General features: G+C 55.7%; 11 protein-coding genes and 1 tRNA gene. 6 read left to right on the forward strand and 6 right to left on the reverse strand.

What is annotated here, in order from left to right; all coding sequences use genetic code 11:
* Positions 1 to 104 precede the first annotated feature (104 nt).
* Positions 105 to 647 (reverse strand): dTDP-4-dehydrorhamnose 3,5-epimerase, encoded by a 543-nt coding sequence (gene rfbC / locus IEW06_RS03310; protein ID WP_187733910.1) that lies wholly within the window; start codon positions 645 to 647, stop codon positions 105 to 107.
* Positions 648 to 712: 65 nt separating this feature from the next.
* A complete protein-coding gene (locus IEW06_RS03315) occupies positions 713 to 1834 on the reverse strand; it encodes a glycosyltransferase family 4 protein (protein WP_187733909.1) in 1122 nt (373 codons plus the stop codon).
* A 133-nt stretch (positions 1835 to 1967) separates the two neighbouring features.
* Here IEW06_RS03315 and IEW06_RS03320 point away from each other — a divergent pair, with 133 nt between their 5' ends.
* From IEW06_RS03320 to ppk1, 4 genes are all read left to right on the forward strand, one after another.
* On the forward strand, positions 1968 to 2336 hold the full coding sequence (locus IEW06_RS03320; RefSeq protein WP_187733908.1) for a c-type cytochrome: 369 nt from the start codon (positions 1968 to 1970) through the stop codon (positions 2334 to 2336).
* Positions 2337 to 2512: 176 nt separating this feature from the next.
* On the forward strand, positions 2513 to 3712 hold the full coding sequence (gene hflX, locus IEW06_RS03325; RefSeq protein WP_187734230.1) for a GTPase HflX: 1200 nt from the start codon (positions 2513 to 2515) through the stop codon (positions 3710 to 3712).
* 247 nt (positions 3713 to 3959) lie between these two features.
* Positions 3960 to 4454 carry a SixA phosphatase family protein gene (locus IEW06_RS03330; protein ID WP_187733907.1) on the forward strand — a complete coding sequence of 165 codons (495 nt, stop codon included), beginning with the start codon at positions 3960 to 3962 and terminating at the stop codon, positions 4452 to 4454.
* Positions 4455 to 4570: 116 nt separating this feature from the next.
* Positions 4571 to 6715 carry a polyphosphate kinase 1 gene (ppk1, locus tag IEW06_RS03335; protein ID WP_229743030.1) on the forward strand — a complete coding sequence of 715 codons (2145 nt, stop codon included), beginning with the start codon at positions 4571 to 4573 and terminating at the stop codon, positions 6713 to 6715.
* Positions 6716 to 6785: 70 nt separating this feature from the next.
* Here ppk1 and IEW06_RS03340 read toward each other — a convergent pair whose 3' ends face one another.
* Both IEW06_RS03340 and IEW06_RS03345 read right to left on the reverse strand, forming a co-directional pair.
* Positions 6786 to 7889 carry a DUF6268 family outer membrane beta-barrel protein gene (locus IEW06_RS03340; RefSeq protein WP_187733905.1) on the reverse strand — a complete coding sequence of 368 codons (1104 nt, stop codon included), beginning with the start codon at positions 7887 to 7889 and terminating at the stop codon, positions 6786 to 6788.
* Positions 7890 to 8022: 133 nt separating this feature from the next.
* The gene (locus tag IEW06_RS03345; RefSeq protein WP_188547433.1) at positions 8023 to 11895 is read right to left on the reverse strand and encodes a bifunctional metallophosphoesterase/BamA family protein; all 3873 of its coding nucleotides are present in this window, start codon (positions 11893 to 11895) and stop codon (positions 8023 to 8025) included.
* Between the two features lie 330 nt (positions 11896 to 12225).
* Between IEW06_RS03345 and IEW06_RS03350 the strand changes: the two genes are divergently transcribed.
* On the forward strand, positions 12226 to 13452 hold the full coding sequence (locus IEW06_RS03350) for a Pycsar system effector family protein (RefSeq protein ID WP_187733900.1): 1227 nt from the start codon (positions 12226 to 12228) through the stop codon (positions 13450 to 13452).
* Positions 13453 to 13535: 83 nt separating this feature from the next.
* Here IEW06_RS03350 and IEW06_RS03355 read toward each other — a convergent pair whose 3' ends face one another.
* Positions 13536 to 14699 carry a DUF2652 domain-containing protein gene (locus IEW06_RS03355; protein ID WP_188547435.1) on the reverse strand — a complete coding sequence of 388 codons (1164 nt, stop codon included), beginning with the start codon at positions 14697 to 14699 and terminating at the stop codon, positions 13536 to 13538.
* Between the two features lie 146 nt (positions 14700 to 14845).
* On the opposite strand from IEW06_RS03355, the gene IEW06_RS03360 reads away from it, so the two are divergent.
* Positions 14846 to 14917, forward strand: a tRNA-Arg gene (locus IEW06_RS03360).
* Positions 14918 to 15101: 184 nt separating this feature from the next.
* On the opposite strand, the gene IEW06_RS03365 is transcribed toward IEW06_RS03360, so the two are convergent.
* The gene (locus IEW06_RS03365) at positions 15102 to 16820 is read right to left on the reverse strand and encodes a LamG domain-containing protein (protein ID WP_187733897.1); all 1719 of its coding nucleotides are present in this window, start codon (positions 16818 to 16820) and stop codon (positions 15102 to 15104) included.
* Between the last annotated feature and the right edge of the window lie 158 nt (positions 16821 to 16978).

Genomic DNA, 16978 nt, shown 5'->3' on the forward strand with positions numbered 1-16978 from the left:
CGTGTTTAGCTGGATTGGTAACCCAACATCAGCGCGCGAGCTGCGTCGGCTTTGCCGCTGCATGACCGGCTAGTTAGTGAGTAGTCGCCTTGTAATTCTTGTTTCTAAAAAGGACTCTTAAAGTCAGCGAAAAACGGCAGTATAAGGTCTTTATCTGACACATTGGGGTCGGTAATTTGCCAGTCGATGTTGAGGGTCGGGTCGTTCCAGTGCAGGCCACCCTCGGAGCCGGGGTGGTAGTAGTTGGAGCACTTATACAGAAACAAGGTGTCGTCTTCGAGCGCCACGAAGCCATGGGCAAAGCCGATAGGCACGTACAGCACATTGCAGCGCTGGGCATCCAGTTCCACACTCAGGGACCGACCATAGGTGGCCGAACCAGGCCGTATATCCACGATAATATCGAGGGCGCGACCGGCCGCTACGCGCACCAGCTTGGCTTGGGCATAAGGCGGCTTTTGAAAATGCAGGCCCCGCAATACGCCCCGCGCCGACGACGATTGATTGTCCTGTACCCACTCGTCCGTAATGCCAATTTTGGCCAACTCTCGAGCACTGAACGACTCAAAAAAAGCCCCTCGGGCATCGGTAAATACGCGCGGCGTGAATTCAAAAACGCCGCTGATGGCATGCTCCTTAATTTCCATTTCTTCTATCTAATTCAATTCTAAATCTAAAGACTATGCGGCGGCACGTTGGCCCTTAGTGCAGCTTACGTACGCTGTTTCTCCACCTCGGCTACTACGCGCAGATACTTATCCAACACCAGCTGCTCATCAAATTTCTGCTCGGCCAAGCGGCGACTGGCGCGGCCCATGGTAGCCAGCTCCGCGTCGCTGAGGCGCAGAACCTGGAGCATTTTAGCGGCCAGGTCGGGGGCGTCGCGAACCTGGCAGAGCAGGCCGTTCACGCCGTTCTCTACGGTTTCGCGGCAACCCGGCACATCGGTCGTGACGATGGGCTTGGCCATAGCGGCGGCTTCCAACAGGGTTTTGGGGGTGCCTTCGCGGTACGAGGGCAGCACCACCGCATCGGCCTGGGCCAGGTGTTCGGCCACGTTATCGGAAGTGCCCAGATACTCGATATGGCCGGCGCGGAGCCATTCGTCCAGCACCGCGCGCTTCACCCCAATGTTTCCCGACTCATCCACACCGCCCAGCAGCTGCACGCGGGTGCCGGGCACGGCTGCGCGTACCAGGCGGGCCGCCTCAAAATACTCTTCCACGCCTTTTTCGTACAGCACCCGGGCCACCATCAGAAACGTAAAGGGCTGCTGCCGGCTAAACTCAGCGGCCGGCCGGAAGCGCTGAACGTCCACGCCGGAGCCGGGCAGCAGGTCTGTGATATGCGGCTGCACCAAACCGTGCTGCAGAAAAAGCTGGCGGTCATCGTCGTTTTGGAAAAACACCCGCTTTGGAAACCGAAACGCAAACCGGTACAGGCCCAGCGCCACCCGGCTCACCATGTTGCGAATGATGAACACCGTGCCCAGCCCCGACACGTTATTCACGCTCGGAATACCGGCAATTTTGGCAGCCAGCGTGCCGTAGATATTGGGCTTGATGGTGTAGTGAAGCACCACATCGGGCCGCTCGCGGCGGTAAATCTTGTAGAAGCGCCGCGTGAGCTGAGCATCCTTCAACGGATTAGTGCCCTTGTTTTCCATACGAATGGGCACAAAGCGGCAGCCTAATTCGGTTTCGAGGCGGGCGGAGTAATCATCGGGGGGCGCTATGGCCAGCACTTCGTGGCCGGCGGCCTGTAAGGCTTTCACCAGGCTGCGGCGAAAATTCCAGATATTCCAGGAGGTATTAATAACGATAGCAACGCGCATCAGGCAGGCAAAATTTGGCGCAAAGGTAGAAGGCCTGCCCCGAAAAGATTGCAACCAAGCACCTTACCAATGGTACTTTGCGCCGCGTTTGTGTGTTATAGATCCAGAAATGAAGTTAACAACTGCTTATTTAATGCGCCAGCTAGCCTTGGGGGGCTTTTTTTTGAGCGTAGCGGCCTGCCAATCTGCTGATCCGATACAGTCGGCCCCCGCGGCCCTGCCCGAGCCTGATCCGGCCGCGCCGGCTGCTATTCTGGGCACTCTGGAAACGGATGCGCTGGCCGCTGGGCAGGCCATTTTTGCGGAACGCTGCGTGGTTTGCCACGGCCCCGATGGAAAGCTGGGAAATAATGGTGCCCGCGACCTCACCAAAAGCAACCTAAATACCAACGGCCGCGTGTACATAGTTACCAAGGGCATGGGCAAGATGCCGGCGTTCAAGGATTCGCTCACCGAAGAGGAAATTGAGCAGGTCGCCGCGTATTCCCTCACCTTGCGCTAGCCGCCGCTCCTGAGCGGCTGCGACAGCGCCTGAACATTACTCTAACTGACATGGCAAAAAAGACAAATTCACATAGCTGGAACCCAACCACCAGCAACCGGCACAATACCACCGATAGCGCCGACAGCAGCCAGCCCACCCGCGACCCCGCCACGGGCACGTATAATACCGCCGTGATGGCCGAAACGGCCGTTCTGGTGGCTGTACCTGACAAACGCCAGCCCGACGCCACCACCCAGGAATACCTCGACGAACTGGCTTTTCTGGCCGAAACGGCGGGCGCACAGGTCACGAAGCGCTTTGTGCAGCGCCTTGAAAAGCCGGATACGCGCACCTTCGTGGGCGAGGGCAAGCTGGCCGAAATCAAGGCCTACGTGAACCATACGAAGGCGAGCATGGTCATTTTTGATGATGAGCTTTCGCCGTCGCAGCTGCGCAACCTGGAGGCGGAACTGAAGGTTAAAATCGTGGACCGCTCTCTGCTGATCATCGACATCTTTGCCCGGCGGGCGAAGTCGGCCACGGCGCGCACCCAGGTAGAACTGGCTCAGTATCAATACCTGTTGCCGCGCCTGACGGGTCTTTGGACTCACTTGGACAAGCAGCGTGGTGGTGGCGTAAGTCAGCGCGGACCGGGTGAGACCGAGATTGAAACTGACCGCCGCGTAGTACGCGACCGGATCGACTTTCTGAAGGAAAAGCTGGAAACGTTTGATAAGCAGAGCAACACCCAGCGCAAGTCGCGGACGGGCGTGGTACGCGTGGCGCTGGTGGGATACACCAACGTGGGCAAAAGCACCATTATGAACATGCTGTCGCGCTCCGATGTGTTTGCCGAAAACAAGCTGTTCGCTACCGTCGACTCGACGGTGCGGAAGGTGGTGCTGGAAAACATGCCGTTTCTGCTTTCCGACACGGTAGGGTTTATCCGCAAGCTGCCCACGCGCCTGATCGAGAGCTTTAAATCCACGCTGGACGAGATTCGCGAGGCCGACTTGCTGGTGCACGTGGTTGATATTTCGCACCCGTCGTTTGAGGAGCAGATTGCGGTGGTGAACGACACGCTCAAGGACATCAACGCTGCCGACAAGCCGATGCTGCTGGTGTTTAACAAGATAGACCAATACAGCACCGATACCGCTAACGCCTCGGAGCAGCAGTTTGAAGGCATGAATGCGGACGAAGACGCCCCCGAGCGGCCGTCATTGGAGCAGCTGAAAGCTACGTACATGGCCAAAATGCACGACCCGGTAATCTTTATTTCGGCGCAGGAGCGCACCAATATCGATGAGCTGCGAGACCTACTGGCTCGGCACGTAGCCAAGCTGCACTACCAACGCTATCCTAACCAGCAACCCATAGTTGAAGAGGAGTAACCTGCATTTGACAACGACAAAAAAGCCCCCCAGAATACTTCTGGGGGGCTTTTTTGTTAAGGCCGGCTTGGTTTCGGTTGTTAGCTGCGCTGACTTTCAGTTCAGCGATTAGACGTGAATATGTGCTTTTATATTACCTGCTTTAGCCTAAAAGATCGAATCGTTTAAATTCGTGGACCCGGATTGGTATTTAGCCGAAACCCGCATAACGTTTGTAGTATAGAATCCCCATTCCAACTTTTTGTTTATGAAAACCTTGTATCTGATGCGCCATGCAAAGTCGAGCTGGAACTTTGACGACCTGAGCGACCGGGAGCGGCCCCTGAATGGCCGAGGGCGTACAGATGCTCCGGCTATGGGCGAGGCGCTGGCGAAACGCCACATACAGCTGGATTTGCTAGTTAGCTCGCCGGCGGTGCGCGCGCTCAGCACGGCGGCGCTGGTGGCCAGCGTGCTGAAGTACCCGCACGAGAAGATTCAAGTGGTGGAGAAAATATATCAGGCCGATGTAAACGACCTGATGCGGGTAGTACACGAGCTGCCCAATGAGGCTACTTCGGTGTTGCTGGTGGGCCACAACAACACCATTACTGATTTCGCCAACTTACTCTCTCCCAGTCAGATACCTGAAATGACGACGGCCGCTATCGTGTGCCTGCGCTTCAATACCGACCACTGGGCCCACGTGGATCGAACCAACTCTGAGTATTATTTCTACGACCATCCCCGGGACAAGGAATAGACTTACCTCGTCAGTAAATACCACACGAAAGCCTCAAGTTGCGGCGGCTTGCCGTATAAGGCAGTCGGCGGGCGTAGCGCTTTGCCCTGATCATTAACGTAATACCCTTAAAACACATGGAAATGCCCCCCAAGACCCACCCCACATTGCTGAACCGGGAGTTGAGCTGGCTGGCGTTCAATGCCCGTGTGCTGCAAGAGGCGCAGAGCCCGGAAGTGCCCCTGCTGGAGCGGCTGAAGTTTATGGCCATCTTTTCGTCGAATCTGGACGAATATTTCAAGGTGCGCGTGGCCACGCTGCGCCGCCTAGTGAAGCTTAAGAAAAAAACCCGCGCCAAGCTGGGCGAAGACCCGGCCGAACAGCTCAAAAACCTGCTGGCCGAGGTAAATAAACAGCAGGAAGCTTTTGGCGACACCTTTCGGGGCAGTATTCTGCCGGAGCTGCATCGCCAGCACATTCATCTGCTCTCCGACCACGATTTGAGCGAAACGCAGCGGGAGTGGGTGGAGGAGTATTTCCGCGAAAAGGTGCGCGATCTGCTCTCGCCCGTCAGCCTCGACGACAACCTGCACCACCTGTTTCTTAAGGACCAAAGCGTGTACCTTACCTTTCTGCTCACCGAGCCGGTGAAGGAGAAAAAGCATCAGCCCGACGAGCGGATATTAGTCATGGAACTCCCTACCAAACGGCACGGGGGGCGTTTTGTGCAGCTCCCAGCGGAGGGCGAAGAGCGCTACGTTCTGTTCCTGGACGACGTGATTCGGTGCTGCGCAACCGAGCTGTTTCCGCAGTACAAGCGCGTGCAGGTGCATGCCATCAAAATTTCGCGCGATGCGGAACTGGATATTCAGGAAGAAGTATCCGGCAACCTGATGGCCAAGATTAAGAGCAGTTTGCAGAAACGCGAAACGGGCTACCCGGCCCGCCTGCTCTACGACCCAGCCATGCCAAATGAGGTATTGCGGGCCGTGATGCAGAAAACCGGCATCGGCAAAGGCGAGCTGGTGGCGGGCAGCCGCTACCACAACTTCCGCGACTTTTTCGGCTTCCCGGACGTCGGCCGCCCCGATCTTACTTTTCCGCCCCAGCCGCCGCTGCCTCATCCTACGTTGCCGCGCGGTGCGGGCAGTATGCTGGCCGCCATTGCCGAGCGAGACCACCTGCTTCACCTCCCCTACCAGTCCTTCGAGTACGTCACGCGCTTTCTGACTGAAGCGGCCCTCGATCCGGCCGTTACCAGCATTGGCGTGACCTTGTATCGGGTGTCGGCTAAAAGCGAGGTGGCCAAAGCGCTGGTGAAGGCAGCCAAGCAGGGCAAGCAAGTGACTGTAGTAGTAGAGCTTAAGGCCCGCTTCGACGAGGAGTCGAATATGTATTGGGCGGAGAAGCTGCAAGATGCCGGCGCCAATGTCATTTTTGGCATTCCTGACTTAAAAGTGCATAGCAAGCTCGCTTTGGTGACGCGTACCGAGAATGAGAAGGCCAAGCACTACGCCTACCTGAGCACGGGCAACTTCAACGAAGTAACCAGCCAGATTTACGCCGACCACGGCCTGTTTACCGCTGATGAGCGGCTGACCAACGAGGTAAGCCGGGTGTTCGACTACTTCCTGGATCGTCAGGCCAAAGATGGCTTCGAGTATCTGCTGGTGGCTCCCTTTGAGCTGCGCGACCGGCTCAACGAGCTGGTAGACCGGGAGATAGAATTGGCCAAAGCCGGCAAAGACGCTTATATCATTCTGAAAGTAAATGCCTTGCAGGATGAGCGCATGATTCATAAGCTGTATGAAGCCAGCGCAGCCGGCGTCCGCGTCGAGCTTTTGGTGCGCGGTATTTCGTGCCTTATTCCGCAAGTGCCCGGCCAAAGCGAGAACATCGAGCAGCGCGGCATCGTGGACCGCTACCTGGAGCACGCCCGCGTGTATGTATTTGGCAACGATGGCGATGAAAAGGTGTTTGTAGCGTCGTCCGACTGGATGGCCCGCAACCTGGATCGCCGGGTGGAGGTCGGCTTTCCGATTCTCGACCCTAAAATCCGCGCTGAAGTCCGCCACCTGCTCGACCTGCAACGCCAGGACAACGTAAAGTCCAGAGATTTTCACAACAACTTTATCGGCCAGGACGACAAAAATGCCCCTCAGGTACGCGCCCAGCTAGCCACCTACGAATACCTGAAAAAGCTAAGCAAAGCCCGCCCAACGGAAAAAGCCGGGGCCAAACCAGCAGGCAAAAAAGCCCCCCGGAAGAAGCCGGCCGCTTAACGGACAGGAAGGACAGGAACAAAAAAGCCCCCCAGCTACGTAGCTGGGGGGCTTTTTTATTGTTGCTACATTATTGCTTCAGGAAGCGGCGCGGCGGCACAATGAATAATTCCAGGCTGAAATAAGGCGTACCAGCCAGCTTGTTGTCGATGACCTTCGTGCGGCCGTTGCGCCGGTCGAACACATCAAACGAGTTGTTATAGCGGTAGCCGCCTTCAGCCCCAAACCACAGGAAATCATAGATTTCCCGCTCCCAACGGCCACGCACCTTCAGCTCGGTTTCGCGCAGCTCCACGGTGGTAAGGGTGGGGTCGATGGGTAAGGTTTCCCGGAATTTGAGGATATAGCTCAGACCATTCACGTCGTAGCCGGCAAACAGCAGCGACTTGGCCGAGGCGTTATGCCGCACCAGCACGCGCGCCGGAAACAACGCTTCTACGCCCCAATGGTCGCTCCAGGTGCGGTTGTACATGATGGCTGGATAGATGCTGCGCCGGCCGAAGGTGTAGCCCAGCTGCGCACCAATGCCCCAGGAAAACGTGGGCGACTTTTTCCAGCCATACACCAGCTCGTATGACATGCGCAGATAGTCCTTGAGCCTTAGCTCAGAGGACGTATAGTCGCCGTTCAGCTCGCCTTTTACCCGGCCCAATATGAAGTTGCGCTCATCAATGGGCCGCAGCACCACCAGCTGAGTACCAAGCGTTTTGAGGCCTTTTTCCTCCAGCTCGTCATAGAGCGTGTAGCCAGTGGGGCGGTTTTCGAACTCAAACTCTTCCCGCTCATAATTCACGCCCACCACCATCTTAAGGTGCGGCCGATTCCAGACCGGAATGTAGCCTTTCACGATGAAGCGGTCGTTGTTGCTTACGCGCCCTGACCGATCTGTGAAGTCGCTACTGCGCGAGTTGGAAGTGATATCGAAGCCGGTGGTGCGCTCGTAGTGAAAAATCAGGCCTTTACTGGGGCCCTGACCCAAGACGGAGGGGTTAGCAAATTCCTTTTCCTTGCCTACCAGCTCATCCGTGAGCGAGTCGGTGGGCGGGGCGGGGCGCGGGTACACGCGCGTGCGGGGAGGCCTTACTTGCGCCTGCGCGTCCAGAACAGGCAAGAATAAGGCTACAAGACCCAAAATTTGCCCCCCACGGCGCAAAAAGGCAGAAATCGATGTCATATGAACGTGAAAATTTCTTCTTCCAAAAACCCACAAATACTCGGTTTTGGGATTAACGTCTTTTAATGAAAAATGGCCAAGCGTAGGGCAATTATACCCCTATCACCTGGCCATTCTTTACGTTGCTATTCCGTCAGAATAGAAAGTCGAAGCCCACAAAAACCAGGTTCTCTTCACCTACTGAATAAGTAGCATTAATTACCACCTGCTTTAGAATATCGGCCCACACGCCACCGCCTACTCCGGTATGAAAGGCCCCCAAGCCAGTGCGCTCATCGTATTGGCTATACACTCGGGCGGCGTCCGCAAGTCCCATCACCCCGATTTTGGCCGGGAAGAGGTAAGCGTTGAACGTAAAGAGCTGAAGGCGCACCTCGGCGTTGGCATATACAGTACTGCGACCTGCAAAACGTGTACGGCGGTAGCCGCGCAGGTTGGTGGTGCCCCCCAGCGTATTGGCCTGATAAAACCGATAGTCGCCGAGGTTGCGCGCCCCGCCAATTCGGCCGGCCCAGGTGAGCTGGAAAGGAAAGTTGGGAGTGAGGTAAAACCGGAACTCCGAGGCTAGGCGCCCGAAGTTGAGTCGCTCCCCGTTCATCTGGAAGTTATACTCGGCCGAGTTGTACCAGCGCAGACCAATGCGCGGGTTTTTGGGGGAGCTGGCGGCATCGATGTTCAGATAAAAACGCCCCCCAGCATAGCGATTCATACCAAAGTCGGAGGAGCGGATGCCGACAGCGGCCCCACTTACGCCGTTGTCTTCAACGAGGCCTTTGTCAATCTCGCTGCCAATGGGGTTACGTTCAACGTGGAACTGGTCGTACTGGGGGCCAAATCCGATTTTGAGGAAGCTAAACACATCCTTTTCCAGCACTGGCGAGAAGTAGAAGCGCGAAAAGCGGATGCGGTAGGTTTCGTTGATGTCGCGGTTGCGGACGCGGCCTTCCCGGTCTTCCAGAATATTGTCCGTGTCGTTGCCCTCACCGAAGTAGTTGTAAAGCAGCTGCGGCCCATAAAGCTGACTGGTCACGTTCAGGTCGTACTTACCGAACATATCCGTAAACTGGCCTTTATAACGCACGTTATACGCTTTCTGCGAAGGCGAATAGTTGGCTACCAACGACTGATCCGAAGCGAAAGGCTCCTTCCGGAAAGCATAGTTGCGGTAGGTAATACCACCGCCAAAGAATAGCCGGTCGTCCACGTTATAGCCGAAGTACAGCGCCGGCCCCAGATAATCGAGACGGTAATCTTTACGGTCGGCACGGTTCGGGTTATCGTAGCGGCTCACATCGATACCGGGCTCCAGGCGCAGGCGGGTGTCGCGGCCCTTAATGATGACGTTGCCGGTATCGGCATCGTAGATATGTGTTTGGTGCTCAATGCCGCGCACGTTCGATTTGTCTACAATCGAGTCGCGGTCGGTGCCGGCAATAATGCGCAGCTTGAGGCCATCCCTCACATCGCCGTTGATGTTATAAATATCGTTGCCGGCGAAACCATACAAGCGCACTTCCTGCGTGACTTTATTATCAAAGGTGCGGTCGTAGAGGATTTTAGTGAACTCACCGTCCTTGTTTATCTTCTGCACCGTCACGCGGGTTTTGTCGTTAGGCAGACGATCTACCACGAATTTTTCGCGCTTGCTGCTGCCCTTCACCTCCGTAATCTTGGAAACTACCTCGTAGTAGTTGGCTGCCAACTCCGGCAACAGCTCCCGCCGGCTTTTCAGCTTGGCAATAATTTCGGGACCGTGCAGCTTATAGATCTGCTCCGGCCAACGCTCACGGAAAGCATTTTCAATCACCTCATCGGTGAGACCCGCTTTCATTTCCTGCGCGTGCTTCACCCAATCTTCCTTGGTTACCGAGGCCAGAAACACCCGGTCATTGGCCAAAGCAGTCAGGTTAAGACCCTTATAGTCAGCGTAGTCGTAGCCGAAATTCTGGAAGTTACGAATGCCCCATCCCCGGCTGATCAGGTAAGGCAAAATGCCATCACCTTTAAAGAAGGCCACGTCGCGGTCCTCAGGTACAGCCGTGAAGGTTCGGTCGCCCTCTTCATCCTTCTTTTCGGCCCAGCGCCATTGGTCTTCGTGCCGGTCCCAGTCGCCGATCCACATATCGAAGAGGCGCGAGCGGGCGAAGGCTTTTTCCTTCACCTTATTATCGTTGTCGTCAATGAGGCGCTCCAGCACCCGGTCGCTGCCCACTAAGTTGGTAGCATTACCCAACGAGGCTACGTCACTCTGGTCATCCTTGGGGTCTTCTTCAAGGGCTGCTGGCGTGTTTGAAAATCGCTCGTAGTACTGGCCCAGCAGCGGGTCCTGCGGGATATAGCGCATCTCCGGGTTAGTGTGCAGAATGCCAGCAGCCGAGGCCAGGGGCGGCAGCACAAAGGAGGCATAGGGATGCTGGGCTGAAATCTGGTCCTGCAAGATGTCCTTCGCCGCGCCGTCGCGCAGCGACTCCGGCAAAACTGCCGAAGGATCTTTATTAATGCCCCGCAGCGTGTAGTTGCGGCCTTCCTCGTTGCGCACTTTCAACGAAGCGGTCTGTTTGCCGCCCCCAATCTGGTAGGGCGTCAGGCCGCCTTTTTCAGTAGCTAAGTCGAGGATGGGGAAGCGAACGGGCGTGGCCCATTCGGCGCGATAGTGGTCGCCGAAGAAGGTACGAAAAAACCGGCTGCGCTGAGCGTAGCGCGGGTTGACGGCCAGGGTTACGGTACTGTCGCGGAAGTCGCGGCGAGGGCCGAGGGCGTTGGAGGCGTTGGTCGAATCGGTCTGGGCCTGCGCCAGCGCTTGAGGCAACTGCTTAGCATACATAGGGTACCGAAACACCAACCGGCCATTTTCACCATTGCCATTGGGCACCCAGAACTCCGTCCAGACTTCGCCGTTGTCGTAGTAATTAACCCGGGAAAACCCTTTCTCCTTGTCGGAGAACATGGCGCCGGCATCGCGGCCGGTGCGCACGTGCTGGGTTTTGCAGCCCGAGCCACTAGTAATAAAGTGGGTAGCATCTACCTTAAAATACTGCAGGTTATGCTCGTGGCCGTTGGCATACACCACGTTCGGATATTTCTGAAAGATATCCATCAGGCCCTTTTTGTAGGCCTGATACAGAGGGTGCGGAATATCCTGGCTTATGCCGCCGTACTTGCGGGCGAATGGATAAACCGAGCCAATGACGGGGAAGGGTACAAACGCGTATTTATAGACAATAGACAGCGGAAAAATATGGTCGGCAAGGGTGAAAAAGCCCCCGTGAATACCATCGGAGAATAGTGGATGGTGGGCAATTACCATCACATTCTTGTCTTTGTGGCGCTGAATAATGTCTTCGAGCTGGGTGTAAAAGTCCGTTTCGTTGGCTACACCACAGCCGCTATTAGAGCCGTAAGGCCGCTCCTTAGTCTGTAAAAACCACTGCGAGTTGATGGCAATCATTACCAGGTCGTCCTGCAATCGGACCTCGAAAGGGCCGGGGCAGCCATCGCGGGGAATGAAAAAGTCGCCGGTGTAGGAAAAGGCCGTCGAGTCGCGCATCATGTAGTCTTCCACGAAGCGCTGCTGCCGGTTTACCTGCTCTAAGCTGCCCTTGTTTCCCTGTTTCCAGTCATGATTGCCCGGAACCATGTATTTTTCGCCTTCGTAGTCGCGCAGAATATCGAGTTGGGCGGTGATACGCTGCTCCGAAACCTTGCGGTCGTAGGCGCCTTCCTCGGGCAGACCGTACTCGTAAATGTTGTCGCCGAGGAAGATGGCCGTGCTTTTCGGGCCGGCAACGAGCATCTCGCGGCGCATAAAGTTGAGCGAGGGCTCACCTGGCTCTTTTAGTTCCGGGGCGCCAACGTCACCAATCAGAAATACAGAGTAGCGCAGGGTACTGCTATGGGGGGGCGTTTTTGTTTTCCAGTTTTCCCCTCCATGATTGTAGTTGGGGCGTTCGGGATGGGGAGCTTGAGTAGTCTGCGCCATGGTCGTGGGCAAGCCAAACGAGCTCATAAGCAGCAGATAACAAGACAGAGTAAACCTTCTCATAAGGAAGTATAAACAGCTATTGTAAAGATTTTGAAAGCAAAAATAGCTTGTAATCGGAGGTTTACCGAAGTTAAAAAAACCTACTAAAAGTTTAATTAAAAATTGGTAAACTTAAAATTCAAGTGGCTGACTACAGAATTAGCTCATCATGAGACGCTGCAATGGCATGCCCTACGCAGGCAGACGCTGTGCGGTTGAGCTATTGCAAAAAACCTCAGGAACCAATTCGCGTTTTAAGCCAATTAGGAGCTATGGGTGCATCCCTCCCGTCAGCCCGGCATCTCAACTTCCCTCATGGAGACAACCCCAGTTATAAAAAAGGCTAAAGCAGAAATTCTGCGGCAGGCTAAGGCTTATATCACGACACTTTTCGAGGAAAAGTTGCCTAAGCAGCTTGTTTATCATTCCCTCAAACATACCAATCTCACGGTAAAGGAGGTCCGGGCGCTCGGGGCAGCGTCTGAGTTGGACGAAAGCGACCAGGAAGCACTGGAGCTGGCCGCTTGGTTTCATGATACAGGCTATATAGATACGTATGACGGCCACGAGTACCGCAGCATGGAGCGGGCCGGGGAATGGCTACAGGCGCAGGGCTACCCCGCCGACCGCATTGCGGTAGTTCAGGATCTGATCAGGGCAACCCACCGCGACGAGCCCCGCGAAACGGAGATGCAGCAAATACTCGTAGATGCAGACCTGTGCAGCCTGGGTCGGGAAGACTTTTCCGCTTCCGGTGAGCTCATGCGCGCGGAGTGGGAAACCATATTAGGCCGCAGCTATTCGAACACTGAGTGGGCAGAAATTCAGCTTGATTTCCTGGTGGCGTCCAAGTTCCGGTCGCAAGCGGCCAAGGAGCGCTACGGCGAGCAATACAAGCAGAACATTAAGGATCAGAAGGATCGTCTCAAGAAGATCGAGAAAAAGGAAAAGAAGAAGAAAGAGGAGGTACAAGGCAACTTCGCCGAGGGCAAGCGCGGCGTAGAAACCATGTTTCGAACGACGTACGACAACCACGTGTCGCTCTCGCAAATGGCTGATAATAAGGCCAACATGATGATCAGCCTGAACGCGGTTATCCTGTCTATCCTGATTACTTATCTGGGGGCCAAAACGTCGTCCATCGGGCCGGCTTTCACCCGCAATCCTATCCTGACGGTGCCTATGGGCTTGCTGGTAGCCACGGCGCTGGGCTCGGTGGTATCGGCTATTCTCTCGGCCCAACCCGACGTAACGACCTTTAAGTGGCTGAAGAAAAGCCCGGCCATTGCCACCAACCGCCGCATCAACATCCTGTTTTTCGGCAACTTCACCAAGCTCAGCCTCGATGCTTTTCAGGGCGGCATGTACGAGCTGATGCGCGATAAAGACCTGATGTACACCAACATGATAACCGATATTTACTATCTGGGCGAGGTGCTCAGCCGTAAATATCGACTGCTGCGCATCAGCTACACCATCTTCATGGTGGGTCTGATTCTGACGGCGTTGTCATTCGGTATTGTGCTATTATATAAAGCGTAGCGCCGATGCTTTATTCATCAACAAAAAAGCCCTCCAGACTCAATCGGGGGGCTTTTTTGTTGGTAATGAACCTAAAAACATAGCTATTTTACTGACACCTTAGCCATTCGCTCGCCCAGAGCAACCAGATTACGAAGAGAGCGACCCCAGAAGCGGTGCACGCGGCGCAGTTGGCCGAAGCGAATCAGAGAGTGCGGGCTGGCTACGTAGCCGTAGCGAAAATCGAGGGTAATGAGGCAGGAACGCTCGTCCACGGCTTCGATAAAGAAGAATAGCAGGGAATTCGGAAAAAGCCGGAAGTGCGAGATTTTCTCCACGTACTCGATGCGCTCCTCGCCCTGGAAGCTCTGCACCGTCTGAAAGTCGATCTGCCCCTTGTTGATATCCACCTTGTAGCTGGTACCCAGGCGGTCGGCTTTGCTGAGGTCGTAGTATACTGCGGTGCCGCCTTCCAGCCACCTGTAGCGCAAGCGCAGATTGCGCACCAGCCGCAGGGCGTAAGCCGCGGGCACACGCACGGTGTGGCGCACTTTCAGTGAGTTGCCGCGGCCACTGGGCGCTCCATCGGGCGAGTGATGCCCGTTGAGCAACAGGCGCAGGGGCGTGAGGTGGGCGTAGCGGTAGTTGATGTCGCCGAGATATTCGTAGTTGGTTTTGCCCCCTAGCAGGCGCGTCCAGGAAAAGCTACGCGTCAAGTCAGTAAGGCTCTGCGTTTTCAGGTAGCCCTCCGACAGCAGCAGGTATTCGCCGCCGCTGATATTGTTCTTGAGCAGGCGATGCACCACAATAACGTCGCGGCCCATTAGCTTGGTAAATTCCCGAATGTGCGCCACGTTCACCCGGCCATAGTGCACTACTATTTTGAGGGTCAGATCGTTGTCGCGCAGCGCAGCGCCTAGTTCGGAGGCGTTGTCGCGCTCCACCAAGCGGAGGTAATTCTGAAAATCGAGGAAGATGCGGCGACACTGCGCCACCAGCTCCTGCACCGGCGGCGGCGGCCCCAACCGATAGAACAGAATAGCATCACCCTGAATCTCCGACACCTCCATATCCAGCGTATTCGCTTCGATCAGGATTTCGAGCAGGTCGGCAATCAGAAAAGGGGCCAGGGGGCTTTCCGAAGCTTCAATGAAGCGCGTAAAGCCGCTGATATCCGGAATAAACAGCAGGGCCGGCTGCATCCCATCGTCGTCGGCACCGGGGGGCAATTTTCGCCCGCTACCTGCTGCCCGTCGCGACGCGTGCAAATCCTCCAGTAAGCCCATACTATACCCAAAAACCTTAAAACGAACGGCGCAACACCCGCCGCGCCTGCCGCCTATACGCAGGCACCCCGGCGCCGGGTTTGGCTGAGCCGATGGTTTGGGGCTACCTTTACTCCCCACGCGCATCTGGCCCCGTAGTTCAACGGATAGAATAAGGGTTTCCTAAACTTTAGATGTGAGTTCGATTCTCGCCGGGGCCACATAAAAACCCGTTTTCTAAGGTAGAAAACGGGTTTTGGCTTTTCATATCATAACGCTGAGGATTAGGCTTTTGTAATAAATCTGCCGGACGACCTTGCGTCGCTTCCTCGCACGGCCTTGGCCTGAAAGCATTATTCGTTTTGTGAAGACAATCGGGAAAATGAGGGAATACCGCCTACAATCTTACTCTACCAGCAGGCGAGCCGTGCGTGGGGCCCGACCAGGTGTGGCAGCTTGCAGTATATAAAGCCCCGGCGTTATCCCCCGCAGGGAAAGCAACGCACCCGTACCCGTACGCACCAGCCGGCCCAACCCATCCACCAGTTGAAGCGTCGCCTCAGGACCTAGCTCAGGCAGCCGCACCTGGTCGTGGGCCGGGTTGGGCACGAGCTGCAAAGCCACGGCGGGAGTGTCATCGGCCGCCCCAACAAATACGACGGGCGAGTAAGCCAGCGTACCATCCAGGTCGCGCTGTACCAGCCGGTAGTAGGCTGCATGCGGCGCGGGATAGGCAGTGAATTTATAAGCGTGGGGCCGGCTGCTGGTACCCTGTCCGGCTACGCTGCCCAGTGGGGTGAAGGTATAGCCGTCAGGGGCTTGCTCCACGGTGAAGTCGGCGCTGTTCTGCTCCGAGGCCGTTTGCCAGGTGAGGGCGACCGTCAGGGGGCCGGCACGACGAGCGGAGAAGGCCGTCAGCTCCACCGGCAGCGGCACATTGGCCTGCATGTATTCGGCGCGGTAACGCTGCTGGACAAGCAGCAGAGAGTTGGGCGTTGGTACGGCGGCGGTGGTTGTCCATATACCATCATTAGCGGGCCGCGTGTAGATAGTGGAGCCGCTCAAGCCAGCGGCCGGACGAAGCCGGAAGTCATAGGTACCGGAATTGCCCCGGCTAAATACGCCAAAGTACACGTCGGCGCTAGTGCCCTCGGTTGGTTCTTCGCTTGGCTTTTCATTTACGGCATAAAGCTGCACCCCATCCGTTTGGGTTGTGATGTTGGTCACAATAGCCGAGTCCCCATTGTTTGCTGCCAGTCGCAGGCGCGTGGCACCCAGATCAGGGCCGTAGGCGTACGTGCTGGCATCACCGATGGCGGCCCCGGAGGGTTGCCAGGCGTCGTTATTGAAGTTGATAAGTCTGCCGTTGGTTGGGTCGCTGCCTTTGTCAATAGCAACAGCGCCTGCCCTTTGATCAAAGGAATAATAGGCCACTAATTCGTCGGGCACGGGCGAAACCTTGCGGCACATATTCGCCCTAATCTGGTCCTGAGTAAGCGCCGTGCGCCACACCCGGACTTCATCAATATCACCCTGAAACAGGTTTTCGGATTGAGCGATGTATACGCCAATAGCCAGGGCTGAGCTCGTGGCCAAATCTGCCGTCAGGAACGGATAAGTCGCATTGTTTTCCAGTACGCCATCTACATACACCTGCCAGGTATTCAGATTGCAGACCCCGGCTACATGATGCCAACGACCATCATTGACCCGCGTACCCGAGGCCCCCGACGATACCGATATTCCCCCGCTGGTGTACCCATTAAAGTAGAGCTGGCCATTACTTATATACAGGTGAAAGCCTTTCTTTTCTGTCAAGGAATTCAGGTATTTGCTGGCAACCCACTGATTGCCGCTGCTAGTGGTGCGAATCCAGGCTTCCACCGTCACGCGCTGGGTGATGCCGCGGTTGCTGGTCCCACAATTTATGTAGGTATTCAGGCCATTAAAGGCCAGCTTATTGCCTGAGCCCGAGAGGTTTTGAGCTGAGGAAGTATAAACAGGCAGGAGCAGTACAATACTGCCCAGAACCATCTGTGCTGGTTTATAGCGCCGGGCTAATGAGAGGCGGAGAGCCGCCAGGCATTTGATAGTTCGCTGGATATAGAGGACAAAGGGAGCCATAAATGAGTATCAAATAGGGCGGCAATACAGGTTGAATATGAGTAGATAAATAAATCGTTTAATCTACTGTTCACTAATCACTTGCAATCAATACCCATGTTTATCTGCTACCTCCCAACATCCTCCTGTGCAATTAGTAGGCGCTACCATTAATTACT

Origin of the sequence: Hymenobacter qilianensis, from assembly GCF_014638675.1 — a bacterium.
GTDB classification, from domain to species: domain Bacteria; phylum Bacteroidota; class Bacteroidia; order Cytophagales; family Hymenobacteraceae; genus Hymenobacter; species Hymenobacter qilianensis.

Coding starts and splice junctions, on each gene's coding strand:
- rfbC (WP_187733910.1), bottom strand. CDS start 647: ATGGAAATTAAGGAGCATGCCATCAGCGGCGTTTTTGAATTCACGCCG.
- IEW06_RS03365 (WP_187733897.1), bottom strand. CDS start 16,820: ATGGCTCCCTTTGTCCTCTATATCCAGCGAACTATCAAATGCCTGGCG.
- IEW06_RS03345 (WP_188547433.1), bottom strand. CDS start 11,895: ATGAGCTCGTTTGGCTTGCCCACGACCATGGCGCAGACTACTCAAGCT.
- IEW06_RS03330 (WP_187733907.1), top strand. CDS start 3,960: ATGAAAACCTTGTATCTGATGCGCCATGCAAAGTCGAGCTGGAACTTT.
- hflX (WP_187734230.1), top strand. CDS start 2,513: ATGGCCGAAACGGCCGTTCTGGTGGCTGTACCTGACAAACGCCAGCCC.
- IEW06_RS03340 (WP_187733905.1), bottom strand. CDS start 7,889: ATGACATCGATTTCTGCCTTTTTGCGCCGTGGGGGGCAAATTTTGGGT.
- ppk1 (WP_229743030.1), top strand. CDS start 4,571: ATGGAAATGCCCCCCAAGACCCACCCCACATTGCTGAACCGGGAGTTG.
- IEW06_RS03320 (WP_187733908.1), top strand. CDS start 1,968: ATGCGCCAGCTAGCCTTGGGGGGCTTTTTTTTGAGCGTAGCGGCCTGC.
- IEW06_RS03315 (WP_187733909.1), bottom strand. CDS start 1,834: ATGCGCGTTGCTATCGTTATTAATACCTCCTGGAATATCTGGAATTTT.
- IEW06_RS03350 (WP_187733900.1), top strand. CDS start 12,226: ATGGAGACAACCCCAGTTATAAAAAAGGCTAAAGCAGAAATTCTGCGG.